We start from the raw sequence: 17570 nt of genomic DNA on the forward strand, positions 1-17570 counted from the left end.
CGGTTGCGCGGATTCGCGGTGGCTCCTGAGGGGCGTCGACCAAGGGGATCGGAGCCTTCGGCAGGGACATGTCATTGGGCTGGCGCCCAATGGCGATGTTGTTACGCCCCTGTCGGGGGTCAGGTTCTGGAGGCGGACTGACCAACGGGGAGGACCGGACAAAACTCCGCGTCGCTTTGACTGACCCGAGTTCTTGCCTGTGAACAGACCGTCAGAACGAGGCGGCCTCCCGAATGTCGCCTGAGGACGGTGACGGCGGCCGAAGTTGATTGACCGGGAGGGCGCCGGCGTCTGAGATAGTCCGGCAGTTCCCCGCATCAAGGATCGCGCGCCCATGTCCCGCTGCCTCGGTCTCGACCTCGGCTCCACCTCCATCAAAGCCGCCGTCCTCGATCTCGACTCGGGGGGCGTCGAACGGATCGTCTCCCGGCCGTTCCCGGCTCCGACTTGTCCCCGGCCGGGCTGGTTCGAGATCGATGCGGAAGAAGTCGCCCGGCTGTCGCGCGAGCTGCTGACGGAACTGCTCGCGGCCGCGCCGGACTGCAACCGCCTGCTGACCTGCGGGCAGATGGGAGGACTGGTTCTCGTCGACCGTTCCGGGAAAGCCCGGTCTCCCTACTACTCGTGGCGCGACCAGCGAGTCCTCGACCGTCACTCCTCCGGCGAGACGTCTCTCGACCGGCTGCGAAAGAGACTTTCCGAAGCAGACCTGATGGCCATCGGCCGGGAGTTCCGGGCGGGGTCGACCATCACCCTGCTGTCATGGCTGGTCGAGACCGGTCACGCGCCGGCTAACGACCTGTTTCCGGTGACACTGGTGGATGCCGTCGTCGCGCGGTTGTGCGAGACCGAGCCGGTCACCGAACCGACGCAGGCGCTCGGCCTGCTCGACCTCGCCACCCGCCAGTGGCATGCTCCGCTGTTCGAAGCGGCCGGAGTCGGAAGAATCGCACGCCCGTTCGTCGGAACGATCAATGACGTCGTTGGGGTGTTTCGCGCCGGTTCGAGCCAACTCGATTGCCATCCGGCCGTCGGCGACCAGCAGGCGGCGCTCGTTGGCGTGGGCCTCGAAGAGGAAGAATTGTCGGTCAACTGCTCCACCGGATCGCAGGTGAGTCGCATCGCGACGTCATTCCAGCCGGGGGACTACCAGATCCGTCCGTACTTCGGGGGCAGGCTCCTCAACACGTTGACGCAACTGCCGGCGGGGCGGTCGCTGAACGTGCTCGTCGACCTGCTGACGGAGCTGGCGCGGGCCGAAGGCATCGCGTTGCGACGCGTCTGGGAGACGATTGCAAACGATTCCGCCAGGCCGCCGGTCGAGGAACTCGATGTCGACCTGGCATTCTTCAGCGGGGCGATGGGGGACCACGGACACATCCGGCAGATTACGACGGAGAACCTGAGTGTCGGGAGCGTCTTCCGGGCAGCGTTCCGGAACATGGCGGAGAACTACCGGGTGTGCGCGGACCGGGTCAGCGCGGGGAAGCCGTGGAGGCGGGCGGTGCTGTCGGGGGGGCTGACCAACAAGCTGCCAGTGCTGCGCGAGATGATCGCGTCGCGACTGGAGACGCCGGTTCGCGGCGGCCAGGAAGCGGAAGAGGTGTTCCTGGGACTCTTGCGGCTGGCCCGGGGGGACGAACGGTGAGGAGTTTTCTGTCGGCTGCTTCCTGCCCAGCGAGCCGTCGCTCCACGATCCCGGGCGCGATCTGACGCGGACGCCCGCAGGCATCAGTCGGATGGCGGCAGTTGGAGAGGGTTCTGCCAATGGACCCGACGGGTCCAGATCCAGCCTCCTCGACATTGTCGCCGCTCAGTGGTCGGAAATGCGGCGATCACGACTACAACCCGCGATCCAGTGGGGCGGGGGAACCGAGGGCATCGCATGACCAGTCATCCGGCGAAAGGTAATACTCGGCGGCGTCGGCCCAGGAGATGGCGGGCGTTGGAGGCCCCGCCCGGAAGTAGGTGCAGGGATTGCACCAGAAATGTGTCGAGATGGATGTGCTCCGAACATTCAGCGGCCGGCCGCAGTGCGGGCAGGTGGGGCGACGGTAAGTCGTCGTGACGGTCGTTACGAGAACGATCAGGGCCAGCAGAAAGCCAGCCGCAGCCCCAACCAGCACGGTGCGTTGCATCCCGAAGCCTCCAGGCGAGGAGTGCCTCTCCCTACGCCGTTCGAACCCATCAACGTGGGAAGTTTTTCTGGATGTCTGCGGGAAGCGGAGAGCGTCGTTTCCTGCTGAGAGGCGCGTGGTCGCCGTCGCAGTGATCGCGAGCGGTGAGTAGACTTCGACATAGAACGGGCTGGGCGATGGGCAGGCAAGGACCCTCTTCGTATCAGGGAGAGAGCCGTGAGAGAGCGGGAAAGCGGTCGGTGGAAGCGGGTGATGTGTCTCGTGGCCGCTTTCTGCGGCGGGTTCATTCTGCCCGCCGTGAGCGTCGAGGTGTCCGCAGCCGACGTGCCGGCCGCGGAGGGGACGTGGTCGATCGAAGGCGAATGCACGGACGGCGAGGGCGTGCGACTTGGGGGTGTGGAGGTTGAGGTCTTCCTGCGTATCAGGTTTGCGGAACCGGGCGAGCCTGTCTGCAACACGACGAGCGACGCGACGGGACGGTTTCGCATTCCTGATCTCCCGGTCCGTTCCATTCACGCGCGACCGGAGCACTCTTACTACGTCGTTGCCCGTTCGCCCGGGCGGACATCGGCGGTCCGAGTGGTGGAATCGGGTTCAGCGCGGCCGAAGCTGCTGGAGATGAAGCTGCGCGATCGGCCTGGCCAGGTCTCAGGTCGGGTGACGGATAGCGCAGGGAAGCCGATCGCCGGGGCGATCATTGCAGCCATTCCGATCGGCGCTCACCCGTGTGCGGCGATCATGGCGGCAGAGAGTGATGCGGACGGGCGCTATTCGATCGAGGATCTCGAACCGATTGGCCCCTCGGCGCCGGCGAGGCCCGGCGGCCCCGTCCTCGCGCGTTTTCTTCGCGTCTACCATCCCGATTACCCGATCACGGTTGCGACCGTCACCGAAACGCCGCAGGTTCTGGACGTCACGCTTCGTCCCGGAGGAAGACTGGAGGGGCGCGTGATGGACGCTGCCACCGGTAGGCCGGCCGAGGGGGTGACCGTCATCGCGAAGGGTCTGACGACACGAGCTGACGCGTTCGCGACGACCAACCGTGACGGAGAATACCGGTTCCAGCTTTTGCCGGATGCGTACGCCATCCGTTGTGACGCGGAGGAACGGACGTGCGTACCGCTGGTGGGCATCGACGTGCAGGAAGGAGCGACGCAGGCCGCGGCGGATCTTTCCCTGATTGAAGGGGCGTTGATCGAAGGGGTGGTGGAGAATGCCGCGACGGGATTGCCGGCCACCGTGGATAGCACGGGGCGAGTGCTGTCGATCACCCTGCGTGGCCCGGCGTTTCCTCAAACGATCGGGGCCGTCGGATCTGCAGCTGTCCAGGCTGACGGAACATTCCGGATTCGGGCGGCTCCGGGCCTGAACCAGGTCTACCCGGGGCTCGGAATCCGGGCGGTTTCTATCACGCCGTCGGGAACGCTGGACGTGAAAGAGGGGGAGCGGGTGGGCGTGAGGATCACGGTCAATTTGCCCGAGGCGAAATGAGCGAACTTCGCGAACTGACGGGGATTCACAATCCGGCGGTCGGGATCGCTGTCAGGGCGTGGGGGCGGAGGCTTCGAGGTCGTCGACGAGCTTGTAGAGCACCTCGTGGGTGACCTGGAGGTCGACCTGCGTTCGGCCGGGCGTTCCCTTGATCGACCGGTAGCGTTTGAGCACGAAGGCCCCGGCCTGCTGGGAGAGCATGATTTCGTAGTACTGCGTGCCGTCGGGGAGCTGGTCGGGCGGAGTGGAGCGGATCAGGACTTCGCCGGCGTTCGGGTCGATTTCGAGCGGGCCGATCTGTTCGAGCAGATAGGTGATTCGCTGGCTGAGGTTGCGAGCCCAGGCCTCGATGGTGGCGAAGGCCGCGGACTGGAGGCCGGGGACTTCGAGCGTCATTTCGCGAAACGCGCAGCTCAGCGAATCGACGACGGTGAACTCGATGCGGAGCGTGAGCCCGGCGGCGTTATGGAGAGTGATCGACGACGGGGAGGAGACACCCTTGAGGCTCGCGAGGGCGAGTGAAAGATCGGTGCGAAAACTCATCAGTCGGTCCGCCCTTCTCGAGACAACAGCACTCACGGCTCATTGTAGCGGGTGATGCCACGGCCGGATCAGGGCATTTGCGCACAGGAGGCGGATGCGCCTGCGGAGAGGTCGGAATTGCACTTGGAGCCCGGAGTCGACAGAACATGCATCTCGGCTGCTTTCGGCCGACACTTCGTTTTCCTTCCATCGCCCCGTTTCATCGCTCATGCCTGCTTTCGCAAAGCTGTCCGGACTCGTTGCTGCGACCCATACGCCGTTCGGCCCTGACGGATCGCTGAACCTGGGAGTCGTCGAAAAGCAGGCAGAGCATCTCGCGGCCAGCGGAGTGGCGACGGCGTTCATCGGCGGGACGACCGGGGAAAGCTCCTCGCTGACGGTGAACGAGCGGCTGGCGCTGGGCGAACGTTGGATGGCTGCGACGAAGGGATCGACGCTGAACGTGATCGTTCACGTGGGGGCGAACTGCCTGGCGGATGCCCGGGCCCTCGCGGCGCAGGCGGAGTCGCTGAAAGCGGCGGGCGTGAGCGCTCTGGCGCCCTCGTATTTCAAGCCGGGAAGCATGTCGACGCTGGTCGATTCGATGGCGGCCATCGCCTCGGCGTGCCCGTCGCTCCCCTTCTACTACTACGAGATCCCTTCGATGACGGGGCTGTCGCTGTCGCCGTCGGACTTTCTCGCAGCGGCCGGCGAGAAGATTCCGAACCTGGCGGGGATCAAGTTCACGAGCAACAACCTCGTCGAGTACCAGCTGTGTCGCGAGGCGGCCGGCGGGCGGTTCGACATTCCGTTTGGCTTCGATGAGATGTTGCTGGCATCGCTGGCGCTGGGAGCGACGAGCGCGGTCGGGAGCTCGTACAACTTCGCGGCGCCGATCTATCTGCGGGTGATCGACGCGTTCAAGAAGGGCGACTTCGAGACGGCCCGCAAGGAACAGTTCGCCTCCGTGGAACTGATCCGGATTCTGGCGAAGCTCGGCTACATGGCGGCCGCGAAGGCGACGATGGGGATGCTGGGTGTGGATGTCGGGGCGCCGCGGTTGCCGAACGGGGCGCTCAAGGCGGAACAGGTGGCGTCGCTGCGGAAGGAACTGGAGGAGTGGGGATTCTTCCAGAAGCTTTCAGCACGGGCTTGATGAGGCCGCGTGATGGCGGAAGGCGAACAGCGCATCGAGAGCGGATGGAGGCGGTTTCTCCGTCACCTGATCACGACGGCGATGTTCCTCGTGGTCTACGCTCTCAGCAGCGGGCCGATGCTGGGGCTGGCCTTCTGGCTGCGTGAGAGAACCGGAATTGACCAGTTCTACGCGGTGATGTGGATGTACTACCCGCTGCTGGCATATCGCCCGGCGTTCAGTTTGCTGGAACCGTACGTCGAGTGGTGGGTGGTCACGGTGTTCCGGACGGTCGGCCCGGGATAAGAGGCGTCGTGAAGCGTGACCGGCAGTGATTTCCGGGGCCGGGGCTTGAGGTGCCGCGGCACGAACGCGTGCGGGTGATTACTTCTCCAGCCAGTCGGCGATGTAGAGCTGACTGGAACCGTCGTCCGTGCGGCCGGAGGTCCACATGAGCTTCGTTCCATCGGGGCTGAAAACGGGGAGGACGTCGGCCCTGGGGTGGGTCGTCACGCGCCGCGGCACGCCTGGCTTCGGCAGGCCGTCTTTCCAGTCGATCTCCATCGTCCAGAGGTCGAAGTTGGCGCCCATGGGGCCGCGTGAGTAGTCGGCGCCGGTCCAGATGATCGTATTGCCGTTGGGATGGAAGTAGGGGGCCCAGTTGACCTGATTGGTGTTGTCGGTGAGGGGCGTGTCGTGTTCGCCGGCCGTGGAGATGACATGCACCTGGAGCATGTCCTTGGCCTTCCGGTCGGTGCGGTAGAGGATCCACTTGTCGTCAGGGGAGAAGAAGGGACCGCCGTCGTAGCCGTCGACGTTGGTGATCTGCCGGACGTTCGAGCCGTCGGCGTTCATCACGTAGATGTCGGCATCGCCGTCGCGGGTCGACGTGAAGACGATCTGCTTTCCGTCGTGCGAGTAGCTTCCTTCGGCGTCGTAGCCGGGGGAGTCGGTGAGCCGGGTCATGCCGAGGCCGTCGGCTCCGACAACATACAGCTCCATGTTGGGATCGAAGTCCCACTGGTAGCGGGGGCGGCCTCCCCTGGCGGCCTCATCGCGGGCGAACTTCTCAGTGACTTCCGGCTGGGGATCGGAATGGGCCGAGGCGAAGAGGATCTGTTTTCCATCCGGCGAGAAGTACGCGCAGGTCGTCCGGCCGCGGCCGGGGCTGACACGGCGGGGCTCGAACTTCTCGAGGGGCTGGGTGTAGATCTGGTAGAAGGGATAGCCGAGCGGATAGGCCTGGTAGACGATCTGTGTTCCGTCGGGAGAGAAATAGCCTTCGCCCGCGCGGGGGAAGCTGCGGGTGACCTGACGGATGCCGCCGAGCAACTTCGCTTCGTCGGCGGACGGGTCCTGGGCGAAGGCAGCGGCGGTGACCAGGAGAAGCCCGAGAGTGGCGGTGAATCGCGAAGCCATGAATCCGCTCCTGCGCATGAAAACAGGGAGCCTTGCCGCTCCCTGTGAGTGTCTGAACGAACTGCCCCGCCGCGTCGAACTCAGGCGTAAGCCCGTTCGACCTTCCGGGCGCATTCGACACAGTTGCGGGCCCAGGGAATCTCCTTGAGGCGGAGCTTGGGGATGCCGCAGCGTGAAGGGGCCTTGCCTTCGGCGACGCAGCCCTCGCATTGCCCATAGACTCCGGTGTCGACCCGCTTGATCGCCTGGGAAATTTCTCCGAGGACTTCCTGGTCGCGTTCCATGACTCCGAGGACAAAGTCCTGCTCGAACGTTTCCGTCCCGAGCTCGGCCATGTGGGTCGGACTCTTCGATTCGCTCCCGGGGTCCAGTGCCTCGTTGGTGAGGTGCTGGACATCCCCCCTCAGGCGGCTTTGAACTTCGGTCAGAAGCGACCGAAACTGTGCCAGATCCTTCTTATTCATCATGGGCTGCGACTGTCACTTTCCTACTGGTGAAGAGGGGATGACGCGCTTCGGAGCCTTCAGTATTAGGAGGGCCGGACAGGGATTTCAAGCCACGCGGGGGCTGGTCGACACCGGGGTTCATCGGGATTTCATGAAGTTCCCGGCTGCGGATGAGGTGGCGTGAGCGCGCGGCCGGAGAGGTGAGGTGCTTGCCTGTCGAGCGCCGCTTGCCCATCATGAACCACTGCTGATTTCCCGCGACCTACCGAACGTCTCGCCCTCATGATTCGATTTGCCCTCCGCCGGCCCGGACTCTGCGCGCTCGTCCTCAGTCTCCTGTCGGCGCCTTTGTGCGGCGCGGCCGAGACAACGGAAGTCCCGCTCGACCACTACTACGGCTTCCAGCCGCTGGAGATCGTCAAGCTGTCGGACCGGGCCCACTCGCTGCAGGCCGGCGACTTCAATAACGACGGCCTGATCGACGTGGTGGCGGTCGATAACAGCAAGAACCGGATCACTCTCCTGCTCCAGCGGTCGAAGAAGATCGATCCGACGACGCACTCCAGCGACCAGGTCAACCAGATCGAGGACTCGCTGCGGTTCGAGACACGGCACCTCCCGGTCGATCGGGACATCCAGGCGCTCTGCATGGGCGATTTCAACGGCGACGGGCGAATCGACCTCGCGCACTTCGGCGAGCCGGACCGGCTGACGATCCGCTACCAGCCGGAATCGGGAGTGTGGAAGGATTCGAAGGAACTGCGGCTTCCGGAGATCCAGCCGAAGGCGTTCGCCATCAACTCCGGAGACCTGAACGGCGACAAGCGGACCGATCTCGTCGCGCTCGGGAAATCGGCGACGTACGTCATCCTCCAGAAGGAAGACGGCACGCTGGCGGACCCGGTCGTCCTGCGGAACACGTCGCCGTCGCTGGGGCTGGCGATGATCGCCGACCTGAACGGAGACGGCCGCGACGACCTGTTCACACAGGCCACGGACGATCAGAAGCAGCCATTCTGCATCCGCCTCCAGAACGGCGAAGGCAAGCTGGGGCCGGAACTGCGGTTCCGCCTGGAGGAGCCCCGCGGCATCGTGCTGCAGGACATGGACGGCAAACCGGGCGCGGAGATCCTGGCGATCGACTCCCGGACGAACCGCGTGCGGATGTTCAGCATTGAACAGAAGGGGAGCACGGCGAAGGGTGCCGGCGGTGACGAGAAACTCGGCCGCATCGTGCAGTATGGCTATGGCGGCGCGGAGTCGGGCGATCGCGACCTGGAGATCGCCGACGTGGACGGAGATGGACGGCCGGATGTGGTCGTCAGCGACCCGGACAAGGCGCAGGTGGTGGTCTTCCTGCAGAAGGAGAAGGAACTCGACCTGGGGACGTCGTACCCAAGTTTTCTCGGCGCCTCGCAGCTGCGGCTTTCCGACATCGACGGCGACAAGGCGGCAGAAGTCGTCGTGTTCAGCTCGAAGGAAAACTCGATCGGGATCAGCAAGTTTGAAGACGGCCGGCTGGGGTTCCCGAAGAACGTCGAGACGACAGGCGAGTTGAAGGCGTTCGAGATGGTCGACCTGAACGGCGACGGCAAGGATGAACTGGTCGTCGTCACGAAAGACTCCGCCGGCCGTGGTCGCGGGGCCTCAAAGTACAACGTGTCGGTCTTCATGCGCGGGGCCGACGGCAAATGGGGGAACCCGCCCAGCCCCAAGCCGGTGGAAGTCGAGCTGAAGGGTGACCCGCACCGCATGGTGAAGGTCGACGCAAATCTGGACGGCAAATGGGATCTGCTGCTGACCTACGACGGCGGCAAAGCCCCGAAGCTGCTGCTGCAGAAGGACGGCGAACTTCTTCCGGAAGCCGAGTCGGGGGGGATCCAGCTGGGCGAAGTGCGGGCGGGTGCGGTGTTCAATGGCCAGCTCGACAAGCCGGCGTTCCTCGTGGCCCAGGGGAACTTCGCACGCAGCATGACTCTCGACGCCCAGAACAAATGGCAGGTTCTCGACCAGTACAACGCGGGGGAATCGAACTCCCGCGTGGAGGGGGTAGCCACGCTCGACATGGACGGCCAGCCCGGCAACGAAATCGTGCTGATCGACACGGGGGCGAACAAGATCCGCATCTTCCGGAAGTCGATGGCCGGATATTCGGCGTGGCGGGAGCTGGAGCTGGCCCCGTTCCAGTATCGGGGACTGAAAGTGGCCGACCTGAACGGCGATGGCCGGGCCGACCTGGTGCTGGCGGGCCCCGGGCGTTTCGCGGTCGTCTATGCGGGGCAGTCGGAATACAAGCTGACGGAACTCGCGTCGTTCGAATCGAAGCTGAAGGACGTGTTCCTGATGGACCTCGTGGCCGGCGACCTCAATCACGACGGAATCCCGGACGTGGCGGTCTTCGACGCGCGGACGCACCTGATTGAGATCCTCGCGTACCAGCGCGAGAAAGCGCAGCTGGTGCATGCCATCCAGTTCAAGGTCTTCGAATCGAAGAGCTTCCAGCGAAGCAGCGACTCGGGCTTCCAGCCGCGGGAAGGGGCCATCGCCGACGTAACGGGGGACAAGCTGGCCGACCTGCTGCTGCTGTCGCACGACCGCTTGCTGGTCTATCCGCAGGACGGTGGAGAGGCGCCCGCGGCGACGAAGGCGTCCGCGGGTAAGTGACGCACTGATTCTTTGCGAATCCAGAACAAGCGGCCGGGAGACTGCTCCCGGCCGCTTGTTCATTTCTGCGGGTGGACCGAAACGCTCTCTCGATCAAACCAGGGTGAACTTCTTGAGCACGGGCGGGCTGAAGAAGCTGACATTGGCCGCGACGGCCAGGGTCGAGTTCGGCGTGCCCGTTGCCGTGAACGACCATCGGGACAGGAACTTGATGATGGTGTCGGGGTCGCCAGCGCCGATCACCACGGCGGTGGCCTGGCCGACGTTGAACCTGGCGGCCCCGAAGAACGTCGTTTGAGAGCCTCCGGATGGAACCGGGTCGATGCCGATGCTGTCTGCCTGCCCGCTGGCATTCAGCGTAAACCGGCTGTTGAACACCGTGTCGCCGATGGTCGCTGTGTTATTCACGCCGCTCCCGAGATCGATCGACATTGCGGCCGCAAACGAACTCACGCTGACGTTCAGAACGTCGGTGTCCGAACCCAGATCGAAGACGTTGGTCCCCGATCCGGACTGAATCAGCGCCATCACGCCGACCGTGTCGGCGTCGTTTCCGGTTTTCACGCTGACAGCGCCGTCCGCGAGGATGTTCTCGAGGTTCACCGTGTCGGCGCCGTCACCCGAGTTGATGCTGATGCCCCTGGTGACGAGCCCGGAGAGTTCAACGACATCCGCGTCACCTCCGGTGGTGATCGTCAGCTTGCCAGCGAATCTGGCCTTTTCCAGGGAGCCGATCTGCACGGTATCGGTTCCGAGGCCTGTCGTGATCGTTGTCGCGCCGATGTAGGCGCCATCGCCAATCTCGATGGTGTCGTTGTTCGTTCCGGTGTCGATCAAGGTCGTGCCGGCGACGGATGTTTCCAGGAGGGTGACGCTGTCGGCGCCGTTGCCGGCGTCGATCGCGAGTTTCCCGCTGATGGCGACTCCCTCCAGCGTGACCTGGTTCGAAAGTCCGTCTCCCATGGAGATCCTGACCGACTTGAGCGGGAGGCCGGCGACCTGCAGGACATCACTTCCGCCGCCGAACGTGGCCGTCAGGCTGAAGGCCCCATTCAGGTTGAATTGGAAACTGGGAACATCGCTTCCGGCGACCGTGATCAAGCCGCCGTTGGCGTCGACGATCAGCTGGCCTGCAACGTGGGAGATCGAGATGTTGTTGTCTGAAGAGTCACCGGTGATGGTGAGAGCCGAGCCGGTGAAGTTGACCGTGGCGATGGGCAGGATGCGTGTCTCGAGCGTCTCCGCCCCGCGCCAGTCGGATCGCGTTCGACCGCGCGGTCCCGTCTTCTTCAGCGAACACAGCATCTGCCTGAATGCATTCGACATCAACCAGGACCTTCCAGTCGGAGAGAGGGGTGAAGCCCTTTGCCAGGCGAACCCGGCGCGGCCTGCGGCGACCATCAGTGCAGCCCAGCACCAGGTCTTCACAGACGACGCGGACTTCCCAGGACCGCCGAATGCTACCGTCGCGACGGACACCGTTAAGCAACGAATTGCGAAAACCATCCGTCCTCAAAAGAAACGGCGGCCAACTTCCCTGGCCGCCGTTTCGATTTGTCAACATGTTCGTGAAACAGACGCCCGGAAGGTCGATCGTGTCACCTTCCTGAGGACAGGTGACACGATCAAGCGGGGCTGGTTGCGGAGAGCCCATGTCGTGTCATGAGCGTTGCCTCACAGGCCGACGTGCGTGGCGATGACGCGGGAGCGCTGGTGAATGGAGAAGCCGCGCCCCAACGGAGTGTCGACCTCCACAGATGGCGGGTCACGTCAGGTGAGGGAACCTGTCGCTCCGTCAATCCGCTTGCATCGCGGCCCTGGCCTGATGGGCAAGTTGTTCCAGAAACGACAAACGGCCGGGCAATCATTCCCGGCCGCTTGTGCTTTGCAGCAAGTCGAACTGGACGTCCGCTGGATCAGACGGGCGTGAACTTCTTGAGGACGGGCGGGCTGAAGAAGCTGACGCTGCCGACGACGGCGAGAGTCGAGTTCGGCGTGCCTGTTCCCGTGAATGACGCGGTGGAGAGGAACTTGGCGATGCTGCCGGGATTGGCAGACCCGATTGTCACCGTCGTGACCAGCCCGACGTTAAATTTCGCCGCTTTGGCGAACGTCGTCTGCCCCGGAGCGGCGCCATTCGCCTCGACCGTGATGATGTCCGCCTGGCCCTTCGAGCTCAGCGTGAAGGTGTTGTTGAACGACACGTCGTCAATGGACGCGAAGTTGTTCACGCCGCTGCCAAGGTTGATCGTCACCGGAGCGACGAACGAACATTGGGTGAGAGAGAGAACGTCCGTGTCCGATCCCAGATCGAAGGCGTTGGTTCCCGACCCGGACTGAATCACTCCAATCACCTGGACCTGGTCGACCGATGACCCTGTTTTCAGACTGACAGCGCCGCCGGCCAGGACGTCCGCGAGAAGAACGACGTCCGTGCCATCCCCCGTGTCGATGCTGATGGCCTTGGTGTCGAGCTTGTTCATCTGCAGGATGTCGCTGTCGTCGCCGGTCGTGATCGTCAGCTTGGCTCCGAACTTCGCCCGATTGACCACGCCGACGATGAACAACACATCGGTGCCGAGATCGGTCTTGATCGTCGTTGCGCCTGTGAAATTGACCTCGCTGAGTTGAAGGATGTCGTTATTCCAGCCGGTATCGATCAGGGTCGTGCCGGTGACGGATGTCCCCTGAACCGCGACGACGTCAGCGCCGCCGTCGGCATCCACCGTCAGTTTTCCGGTGAGGGTGGCGCCTTGAATGAGGACCTGGTTGCTGGCCCCATCTCCCATGGCGATATTCACGCTCTTCAACTGCAGGCCGCCGGCAATCGTGAGGCCGTCGTTTCCGTCACTGAACTTCGCGGTCAGGTTGAAGGCGCCGTTCAGATTGAACAGGAAGTTCGGCACATCGCTGCCGGCCACGGTGATCGTTCCGCCATTCGCGTCGACGAGCACCTGATTTCCGACCCGGACGACCGTGATGTTGTTGTCGCTGGTGTCGGAAGTGATCGTCATCGCCGTGCCGGTGAAGGAGACAACGGCCGTGGGAAGGATGCGGGTTTCGAGCGTGTCGGCCCGTCGAAACTCGACTCGGCCCCGACGACGGGCCTTCGGTTTGGTCAACGTACGGAGCATCCGCTGGAGTGCGCTTGGCATGACTCAGGCCTTCGGGAAAAGAAGAGGACCACAGAGAGAGAGCTGGGCGGATCATTGACCCCACGCCCACCGTGCCTTTAACGCCCGTGCCCGCGGAGCATCCCATCCTCCGCAGATTGCCTACAGTGAGTTCAAGCTACTCATGCGGCCCACGGCGCACAATCACCATCGATGCGGCAGGCCGGAACCGGTTGCTGCGGGGCGCCGCGTTCCACCGCGACGCCCGGGCCGGCGCTCACATCCAGTCGTTCAGGAGGTCGTCTTCGCGGACGAGGGTGTGCCCCTTCGCTTCGAGCACATGCGACGCCTGGTCGATGTTGTCGACGTGCAGGGCCATCGCGCCGCGGCCGTCATGCCGGAAGAGAATTGGGTAGGCATAGCTGATGTTCAGCTCGGCCGACATCAGCGCCAGGAAGATGTCGATGAAGGGCTGGCCGGAGTCGGACAGCACGACGCCGAGCACATCGTTCTCAATGACCGTGAACTTCGAGAGGCGGAAGATTTCCCGGGCCCTGTCGACGTCGTGCAGGATGATGCGGATGACGCAGTAGTCGACGCTGTCGACGACGCTCAATCCGACGACGCGGAGATCGTGCCGCTCAAGGTGACGGAGGAGGTCGTGCAGCCGGCCGACGCGATTTTCGAGGAAGACGCAGAACTGCCGAATTGACGGCCATCCGCGGCCGCGCATCGTGCTCGCGTCGGTCCCTTCTCCCTCTCCGGTGTCTTCGAAATGGGCCATCGTCGATCAGGGCAGCAGGTGCAGTTGAGCTGCTCGGGAGCAGCGGCGCGGGAACGTTAGCGAATCGTCCGGCCGGGGGAACAGAGCGGTTCCGGGGGAGGTGGCTGCTGGGCGGGGGCGGGAGTGAAACCTGGCGCGGGCGGACTAACCCGTCCCACCGGCATCGTCAGCCCCGATCCCGGGAGCGGCGAATTTTGCCGCCCGGTTTCATCGTCCGCCAGCTGTGAATCTGGCGATACCACACAGGCCGGCGAATCTGCTCAAGGACTCGCGGTGAGAACGGTTGGAATCAATTCACCGGTTTCACCGGGTCCTGATCGCCCGTGAAGAAGCTCGTTGCCAGGGGGACGTCTGCGCGCTTCCGCAGTCCCGGCGACGGCTGAGTGGAACCTTCCCTGAAAGGAGTCCTGCTGTGTTTGAACGCGAACAACACGAATCCCTGATCTCCGACTCCCTGATCCGCACCCGTGATTTCCTGAAGCAGCTCAACTGGCCGACGCTCCTGAGCGGACTGGCCATGGGGCTGGTCATCATGCAGATGCTCGTTGGGCAGACGGTCAGCCGCCGGATGGAACTGCTCACCGCGCAGATGGTCGACGCCCAGAAGCAGATGACGCTTCTGGCGGGGTCGGCCGATGACGTCGGGCAGACGAACGATCTGCTCTCCCGGCTGACTGCCCAGAAGACGCAGCTGCGGGCGGCCAGCGACACGATGGTCGAACTGCAGCGGCTGCGGACGCAGGTGGAACGCGACAGCAGCCGGCTCGACAAGGCGATGTCGGCCCTGGAGAAAGTCCACAAGCTGCAGGGCGAACTGGTGAACCGTGCTCCGCAGATGGAGCAGGCGGTCCGCACCGTCGACGCATCGATCGCGCTGCAATCGAAGATCGCCGAAATGTCGCGGAACCTGCCCCTCCAGGCGGCCGGCGTCGCGGAAGCACAGGACGTCCTCAGTCAGCTGGCCCAGCTGAAGCAGCAGGCCCTGAACGAAGAGGCGAGCATCGCCGCCGCCCGCGAACAGATGGAGTCGATGACGACGATCGTCAAAGGCCTCTCGGTCGCCGGCGAACGGATGCTGCAGGCCCGCACCACCGCGAGCGAGCTGCTCGCCCTGAAGGACCTGCTCACGCTGAACCAGGACGGCCTGGATCGGTCGCAGGCGTCGGCCGACAAGCTGATCGCCCTGCAGGAACAGCTGTCGGCGATCCCGGCGATCCGGGTCGATGAAGCCCGCAACAACATGGTGTCGATGGTGGAGATGCAACAGACGCTCGCCAGCCAGACCCGCCAGATTGCGGACAACGTGGAGAACCTCGAACTGATGGCCGACTTCCAGACCGTGCTGGCCGACCAGCTCAAGGGGATGGAAGGAATCCGCCGGCAGCTCACGGATCTCGTGCTGATGGAGTCGACGATCGCCCGTGCCGCCCGGGTGCTGTCGCCGCTGGCCGAGATCTCGGGAATCCGCGGCCTGCGAGACGATGACGAAGTGCGGGAAGCAGCCCGCCGGGTCCTGGACCGCCGCCTGGGACAGCAGCCGTCAACGACGCAGGTCGCGGAAGGTGTGAGGGGCGAAGTGACGACCCTCGCCTCCCCCGAAGAAGTGTTCGACACCCCGGCCCGTCCGGCCCCCACGCCGATGGACGAGTGACCGATCGGGAAAGTGGGATTCGCGTTCCGACCACCCCGGCTGCAGCAGAGCGGCCGGGGTGGTTCTCGTTGGCGGCTCACGTACCGATGGCCGCAGGGCCTCACCAGGACGTCGGGCCTACTTCAGCTCCTTCTGCATCCGGCGGTGCGGCACCGTGACTTCGACAAACGCGTCGCCGACGGCCTGGTAGTCGAGCTTCTCGTAAAAGCCGACCGCGGTCTCCCGAGCGTGGAGCGTCATCCGCGTAAAACCCCGCTCGATGGCGACCGCTTCCGAAAACCGGACAAGCCCCCGGCCGATCCCAAATCCCTGCAGGCCGGGCACAACGGCCACCTGCCGCATCTTGATCTCGCCGGCTTCCCTGGGCGTCAGCACGAGGCACCCGACGAGCTGTTCCCCGAGGGTGCAGGCCAGATGAACGTCGTTCCGATCCTGATCGAAATCGACCTGGGTGAACACAAGTCCCAGCGGCTCGCGCAGGATCACTCGTCGGAGTTCGAGACACTGCTGGTAAGCCGGCGAGCCGTAGGGAACCTCCAGAAAGTGGGGGTCGCCGAGTCCCTGCTGCACATTGTGACTGTTCATTCCGTCCCATCCCGCGACGCGTTGCTCGTCCTCCGGAGAATCGCATTCCGTGAATGCGGTTGTCCACGATACGAAGGTCTCCTGACAAACAGGGACAACGCATCGAGACGCCGCCCAGTGGAGATTCCCTCCCGGAACCGCCACCCGCTAAAGCACTTCCGACTTCCGGGCCCTCCCGCGCAACCGCCCCCGTGATGATGGAGGACCTATGAACACAACCACCGTCAACCTGTCGTCAGACACCGAGGCCCGGCCGGATCCCTGTCCGCACCGCCCACGCTCTCCCGATCCCTCCGCAAGACTTCAGGGGGAAGAAAGAGGGCGAGGAGTACAGTACCACCCACACTACGCGCCCTCCTTGCCCCCCTCGGGGTCAAACACCTCCGCAGTTTTCCCGATCCCTGCCCGTGCCCGCGACTTCCGCGCACAGCTGGTCACGGATTGACTCCGGAAAATGTGTGGTCGTTCACCCCAATGGCCACAAAAAGAGTGACGACTCGCCGTGATTGTCCGCTTCGAAACAATGACCGCCCCTGGGGCGAAATCAGTTTCGGTTGCGTCGATGCTGAATCCCGCTACACTTGCGGATTCTTCCCCGCGCGGGGTATCGTGCCGCCGTGCCGGGGCCGCATTGCGCTTGACCAGTTGCAATCTGCGGAGAAATTGTCGACATTCCACGATCCGACTTCAGGGCGTGAATGCCGTTGGGCATCCTGATCAGCGTCTCACTCTTCGGAGTGGGGCCGTTTTTCGATGACGAAGCGATTGGTTCCATGAAAGTTCGAGCAAGCGTCAAGCGAGTGTGCGAGCAGTGCAAGATCGTGCGTCGCAAGGGTCGCGTGTACGTCATCTGCGCGTCCAACCCCCGCCACAAGCAGCGTCAGGGTTAATCATTGAATCTCCCGGGGCCCGGCCTGTGCCGGTGTTCCGCGAATGGCCGGCGGGGTTGTTTCGCCGCGTTCACCAGTGAGGCAACTTCGGGGCAATCGGCCGCGAAGAGAATGAAACAAGCAAAGGGTTTTTGATGCCACGCGTCCTCGGTGTCGACATTCCGAACGACAAGCCGACGTATATTTCGCTGCAGTACCTGTACGGCGTCGGTTCGATCGTCGCGGTGGAAGTCTGCCGGAAGCTGAACATTCCGACGCAGCGTCGCGCCCGTGAACTGTCGGACGACGACGTGCAGCGGATCAACTCGATGCTCGACAACGAGTACAAGGTTGAAGGTCAGCTGCGTCGCGACACGGCCGAACACATCGGCCGCCTGCGGAGCATCCAGTGCTACCGCGGCACGCGTCACCGGAAGAACCTTCCCTGCCGCGGCCAGCGGACCCGGACCAACGCCCGCACCCGCAAGGGTTCGAAGAAGACGGTTGCCGGAAAGAAGGGCGTCAAGGACGCACGTCACTGATCATGTCCCGTCCGCCAGCGATGGCGGACGGATTGTTTTGTGTCCGCCGTTCACGGCGGACGGGTGGTGTTCTCCCGATTGGCGGAGAGCGGCCACTCAAGGGGGCAGGCCGCATTGGGCGGCGCCCTGATTTGACGACCTGCTCGCAGGCGGCATTTCGACAATTCGCGAAGATTTCGGTGGCTTCGTTCCACTGAACCCACCCAGGAAC

16 protein-coding genes are annotated in these 17570 nt (G+C 64.0%); 8 read left to right on the forward strand and 8 right to left on the reverse strand.

Annotation, left to right across the window (positions count from 1 at the left end; all coding sequences use genetic code 11):
* Nucleotides 1-334: 334 nt before the first annotated feature.
* A complete protein-coding gene (locus Pan44_RS06865; RefSeq protein ID WP_145028570.1) occupies nt 335-1648 on the forward strand; it encodes a sedoheptulokinase in 1314 nt (437 codons plus the stop codon).
* A gap of 193 nt (nt 1649-1841) precedes the next feature.
* Here Pan44_RS06865 and Pan44_RS06870 read toward each other — a convergent pair whose 3' ends face one another.
* The gene (locus Pan44_RS06870; protein WP_145028572.1) at nt 1842-2138 is read right to left on the reverse strand and encodes a hypothetical protein; all 297 of its coding nucleotides are present in this window, start codon (nt 2136-2138) and stop codon (nt 1842-1844) included.
* A gap of 216 nt (nt 2139-2354) precedes the next feature.
* Here Pan44_RS06870 and Pan44_RS06875 point away from each other — a divergent pair, with 216 nt between their 5' ends.
* A complete protein-coding gene (locus Pan44_RS06875; protein WP_145028573.1) occupies nt 2355-3629 on the forward strand; it encodes a carboxypeptidase-like regulatory domain-containing protein in 1275 nt (424 codons plus the stop codon).
* A 51-nt stretch (nt 3630-3680) separates the two neighbouring features.
* On the opposite strand, the gene Pan44_RS06880 is transcribed toward Pan44_RS06875, so the two are convergent.
* Nucleotides 3681-4172 (reverse strand): hypothetical protein, encoded by a 492-nt coding sequence (locus Pan44_RS06880; RefSeq protein ID WP_145028575.1) that lies wholly within the window; start codon nt 4170-4172, stop codon nt 3681-3683.
* 208 nt (nt 4173-4380) lie between these two features.
* Between Pan44_RS06880 and Pan44_RS06885 the strand changes: the two genes are divergently transcribed.
* The gene (locus Pan44_RS06885; protein ID WP_145028577.1) at nt 4381-5307 is read left to right on the forward strand and encodes a dihydrodipicolinate synthase family protein; all 927 of its coding nucleotides are present in this window, start codon (nt 4381-4383) and stop codon (nt 5305-5307) included.
* Nucleotides 5308-5319: 12 nt separating this feature from the next.
* Complete coding sequence (locus Pan44_RS06890; RefSeq protein ID WP_145028579.1) at nt 5320-5592, forward strand: hypothetical protein; 273 nt, start codon at nt 5320-5322, stop codon at nt 5590-5592.
* 78 nt (nt 5593-5670) lie between these two features.
* Here Pan44_RS06890 and Pan44_RS06895 read toward each other — a convergent pair whose 3' ends face one another.
* Both Pan44_RS06895 and Pan44_RS06900 read right to left on the reverse strand, forming a co-directional pair.
* Nucleotides 5671-6705 (reverse strand): TolB family protein, encoded by a 1035-nt coding sequence (locus Pan44_RS06895; RefSeq protein ID WP_145028581.1) that lies wholly within the window; start codon nt 6703-6705, stop codon nt 5671-5673.
* Between the two features lie 80 nt (nt 6706-6785).
* A complete protein-coding gene (locus tag Pan44_RS06900) occupies nt 6786-7172 on the reverse strand; it encodes a TraR/DksA family transcriptional regulator (RefSeq protein ID WP_145028582.1) in 387 nt (128 codons plus the stop codon).
* A gap of 261 nt (nt 7173-7433) precedes the next feature.
* Here Pan44_RS06900 and Pan44_RS06905 point away from each other — a divergent pair, with 261 nt between their 5' ends.
* Nucleotides 7434-9815 carry an FG-GAP repeat domain-containing protein gene (locus Pan44_RS06905; protein WP_145028584.1) on the forward strand — a complete coding sequence of 794 codons (2382 nt, stop codon included), beginning with the start codon at nt 7434-7436 and terminating at the stop codon, nt 9813-9815.
* Between the two features lie 93 nt (nt 9816-9908).
* On the opposite strand, the gene Pan44_RS06910 is transcribed toward Pan44_RS06905, so the two are convergent.
* The 3 genes from Pan44_RS06910 to Pan44_RS06920 all read right to left on the reverse strand — a co-directional run bounded on the left by Pan44_RS06910 (nt 9909) and on the right by Pan44_RS06920 (nt 13712).
* Nucleotides 9909-11141 carry a hypothetical protein gene (locus Pan44_RS06910; protein ID WP_145028586.1) on the reverse strand — a complete coding sequence of 411 codons (1233 nt, stop codon included), beginning with the start codon at nt 11139-11141 and terminating at the stop codon, nt 9909-9911.
* Nucleotides 11142-11731: 590 nt separating this feature from the next.
* On the reverse strand, nt 11732-12970 hold the full coding sequence (locus Pan44_RS06915) for a hypothetical protein (RefSeq protein ID WP_145028587.1): 1239 nt from the start codon (nt 12968-12970) through the stop codon (nt 11732-11734).
* A gap of 235 nt (nt 12971-13205) precedes the next feature.
* Complete coding sequence (locus Pan44_RS06920; protein WP_145028588.1) at nt 13206-13712, reverse strand: acetolactate synthase; 507 nt, start codon at nt 13710-13712, stop codon at nt 13206-13208.
* A gap of 412 nt (nt 13713-14124) precedes the next feature.
* Between Pan44_RS06920 and Pan44_RS06925 the strand changes: the two genes are divergently transcribed.
* Nucleotides 14125-15363: a coiled-coil domain-containing protein gene (locus Pan44_RS06925; RefSeq protein WP_145028589.1), complete on the forward strand. Its 1239-nt coding sequence runs from the start codon at nt 14125-14127 to the stop codon at nt 15361-15363.
* Between the two features lie 117 nt (nt 15364-15480).
* Here Pan44_RS06925 and Pan44_RS06930 read toward each other — a convergent pair whose 3' ends face one another.
* Nucleotides 15481-15948, reverse strand: a complete 468-nt coding sequence (locus Pan44_RS06930; protein WP_145028590.1) for a GNAT family N-acetyltransferase — start codon at nt 15946-15948, stop codon at nt 15481-15483.
* 773 nt (nt 15949-16721) lie between these two features.
* Between Pan44_RS06930 and rpmJ the strand changes: the two genes are divergently transcribed.
* Together rpmJ and rpsM are read left to right on the forward strand one after the other, a co-directional pair.
* A complete protein-coding gene (gene rpmJ, locus Pan44_RS06935) occupies nt 16722-16838 on the forward strand; it encodes a 50S ribosomal protein L36 (protein WP_145028591.1) in 117 nt (38 codons plus the stop codon).
* 134 nt (nt 16839-16972) lie between these two features.
* Nucleotides 16973-17359 carry a 30S ribosomal protein S13 gene (gene rpsM, locus Pan44_RS06940; protein WP_145028592.1) on the forward strand — a complete coding sequence of 129 codons (387 nt, stop codon included), beginning with the start codon at nt 16973-16975 and terminating at the stop codon, nt 17357-17359.
* Nucleotides 17360-17570 lie beyond the last annotated feature (211 nt).

The organism is Caulifigura coniformis (assembly GCF_007745175.1).
In the GTDB taxonomy this organism is placed as follows: domain Bacteria; phylum Planctomycetota; class Planctomycetia; order Planctomycetales; family Planctomycetaceae; genus Caulifigura; species Caulifigura coniformis.

What these genes read in the sequence shown, in the direction of transcription:
- Pan44_RS06890 (WP_145028579.1), top strand. Translation starts at nt 5,320, where the DNA reads ATGGCGGAAGGCGAACAGCGCATCGAGAGCGGATGGAGGCGGTTTCTC.
- Pan44_RS06895 (WP_145028581.1), bottom strand. Translation starts at nt 6,705, where the DNA reads ATGGCTTCGCGATTCACCGCCACTCTCGGGCTTCTCCTGGTCACCGCC.
- Pan44_RS06865 (WP_145028570.1), top strand. Translation starts at nt 335, where the DNA reads ATGTCCCGCTGCCTCGGTCTCGACCTCGGCTCCACCTCCATCAAAGCC.
- Pan44_RS06910 (WP_145028586.1), bottom strand. Translation starts at nt 11,141, where the DNA reads ATGTCGAATGCATTCAGGCAGATGCTGTGTTCGCTGAAGAAGACGGGA.
- rpmJ (WP_145028591.1), top strand. Translation starts at nt 16,722, where the DNA reads ATGAAAGTTCGAGCAAGCGTCAAGCGAGTGTGCGAGCAGTGCAAGATC.
- Pan44_RS06900 (WP_145028582.1), bottom strand. Translation starts at nt 7,172, where the DNA reads ATGATGAATAAGAAGGATCTGGCACAGTTTCGGTCGCTTCTGACCGAA.
- Pan44_RS06885 (WP_145028577.1), top strand. Translation starts at nt 4,381, where the DNA reads ATGCCTGCTTTCGCAAAGCTGTCCGGACTCGTTGCTGCGACCCATACG.
- Pan44_RS06870 (WP_145028572.1), bottom strand. Translation starts at nt 2,138, where the DNA reads ATGCAACGCACCGTGCTGGTTGGGGCTGCGGCTGGCTTTCTGCTGGCC.
- rpsM (WP_145028592.1), top strand. Translation starts at nt 16,973, where the DNA reads ATGCCACGCGTCCTCGGTGTCGACATTCCGAACGACAAGCCGACGTAT.
- Pan44_RS06920 (WP_145028588.1), bottom strand. Translation starts at nt 13,712, where the DNA reads ATGGCCCATTTCGAAGACACCGGAGAGGGAGAAGGGACCGACGCGAGC.
- Pan44_RS06915 (WP_145028587.1), bottom strand. Translation starts at nt 12,970, where the DNA reads ATGCCAAGCGCACTCCAGCGGATGCTCCGTACGTTGACCAAACCGAAG.
- Pan44_RS06905 (WP_145028584.1), top strand. Translation starts at nt 7,434, where the DNA reads ATGATTCGATTTGCCCTCCGCCGGCCCGGACTCTGCGCGCTCGTCCTC.
- Pan44_RS06930 (WP_145028590.1), bottom strand. Translation starts at nt 15,948, where the DNA reads ATGAACAGTCACAATGTGCAGCAGGGACTCGGCGACCCCCACTTTCTG.
- Pan44_RS06880 (WP_145028575.1), bottom strand. Translation starts at nt 4,172, where the DNA reads ATGAGTTTTCGCACCGATCTTTCACTCGCCCTCGCGAGCCTCAAGGGT.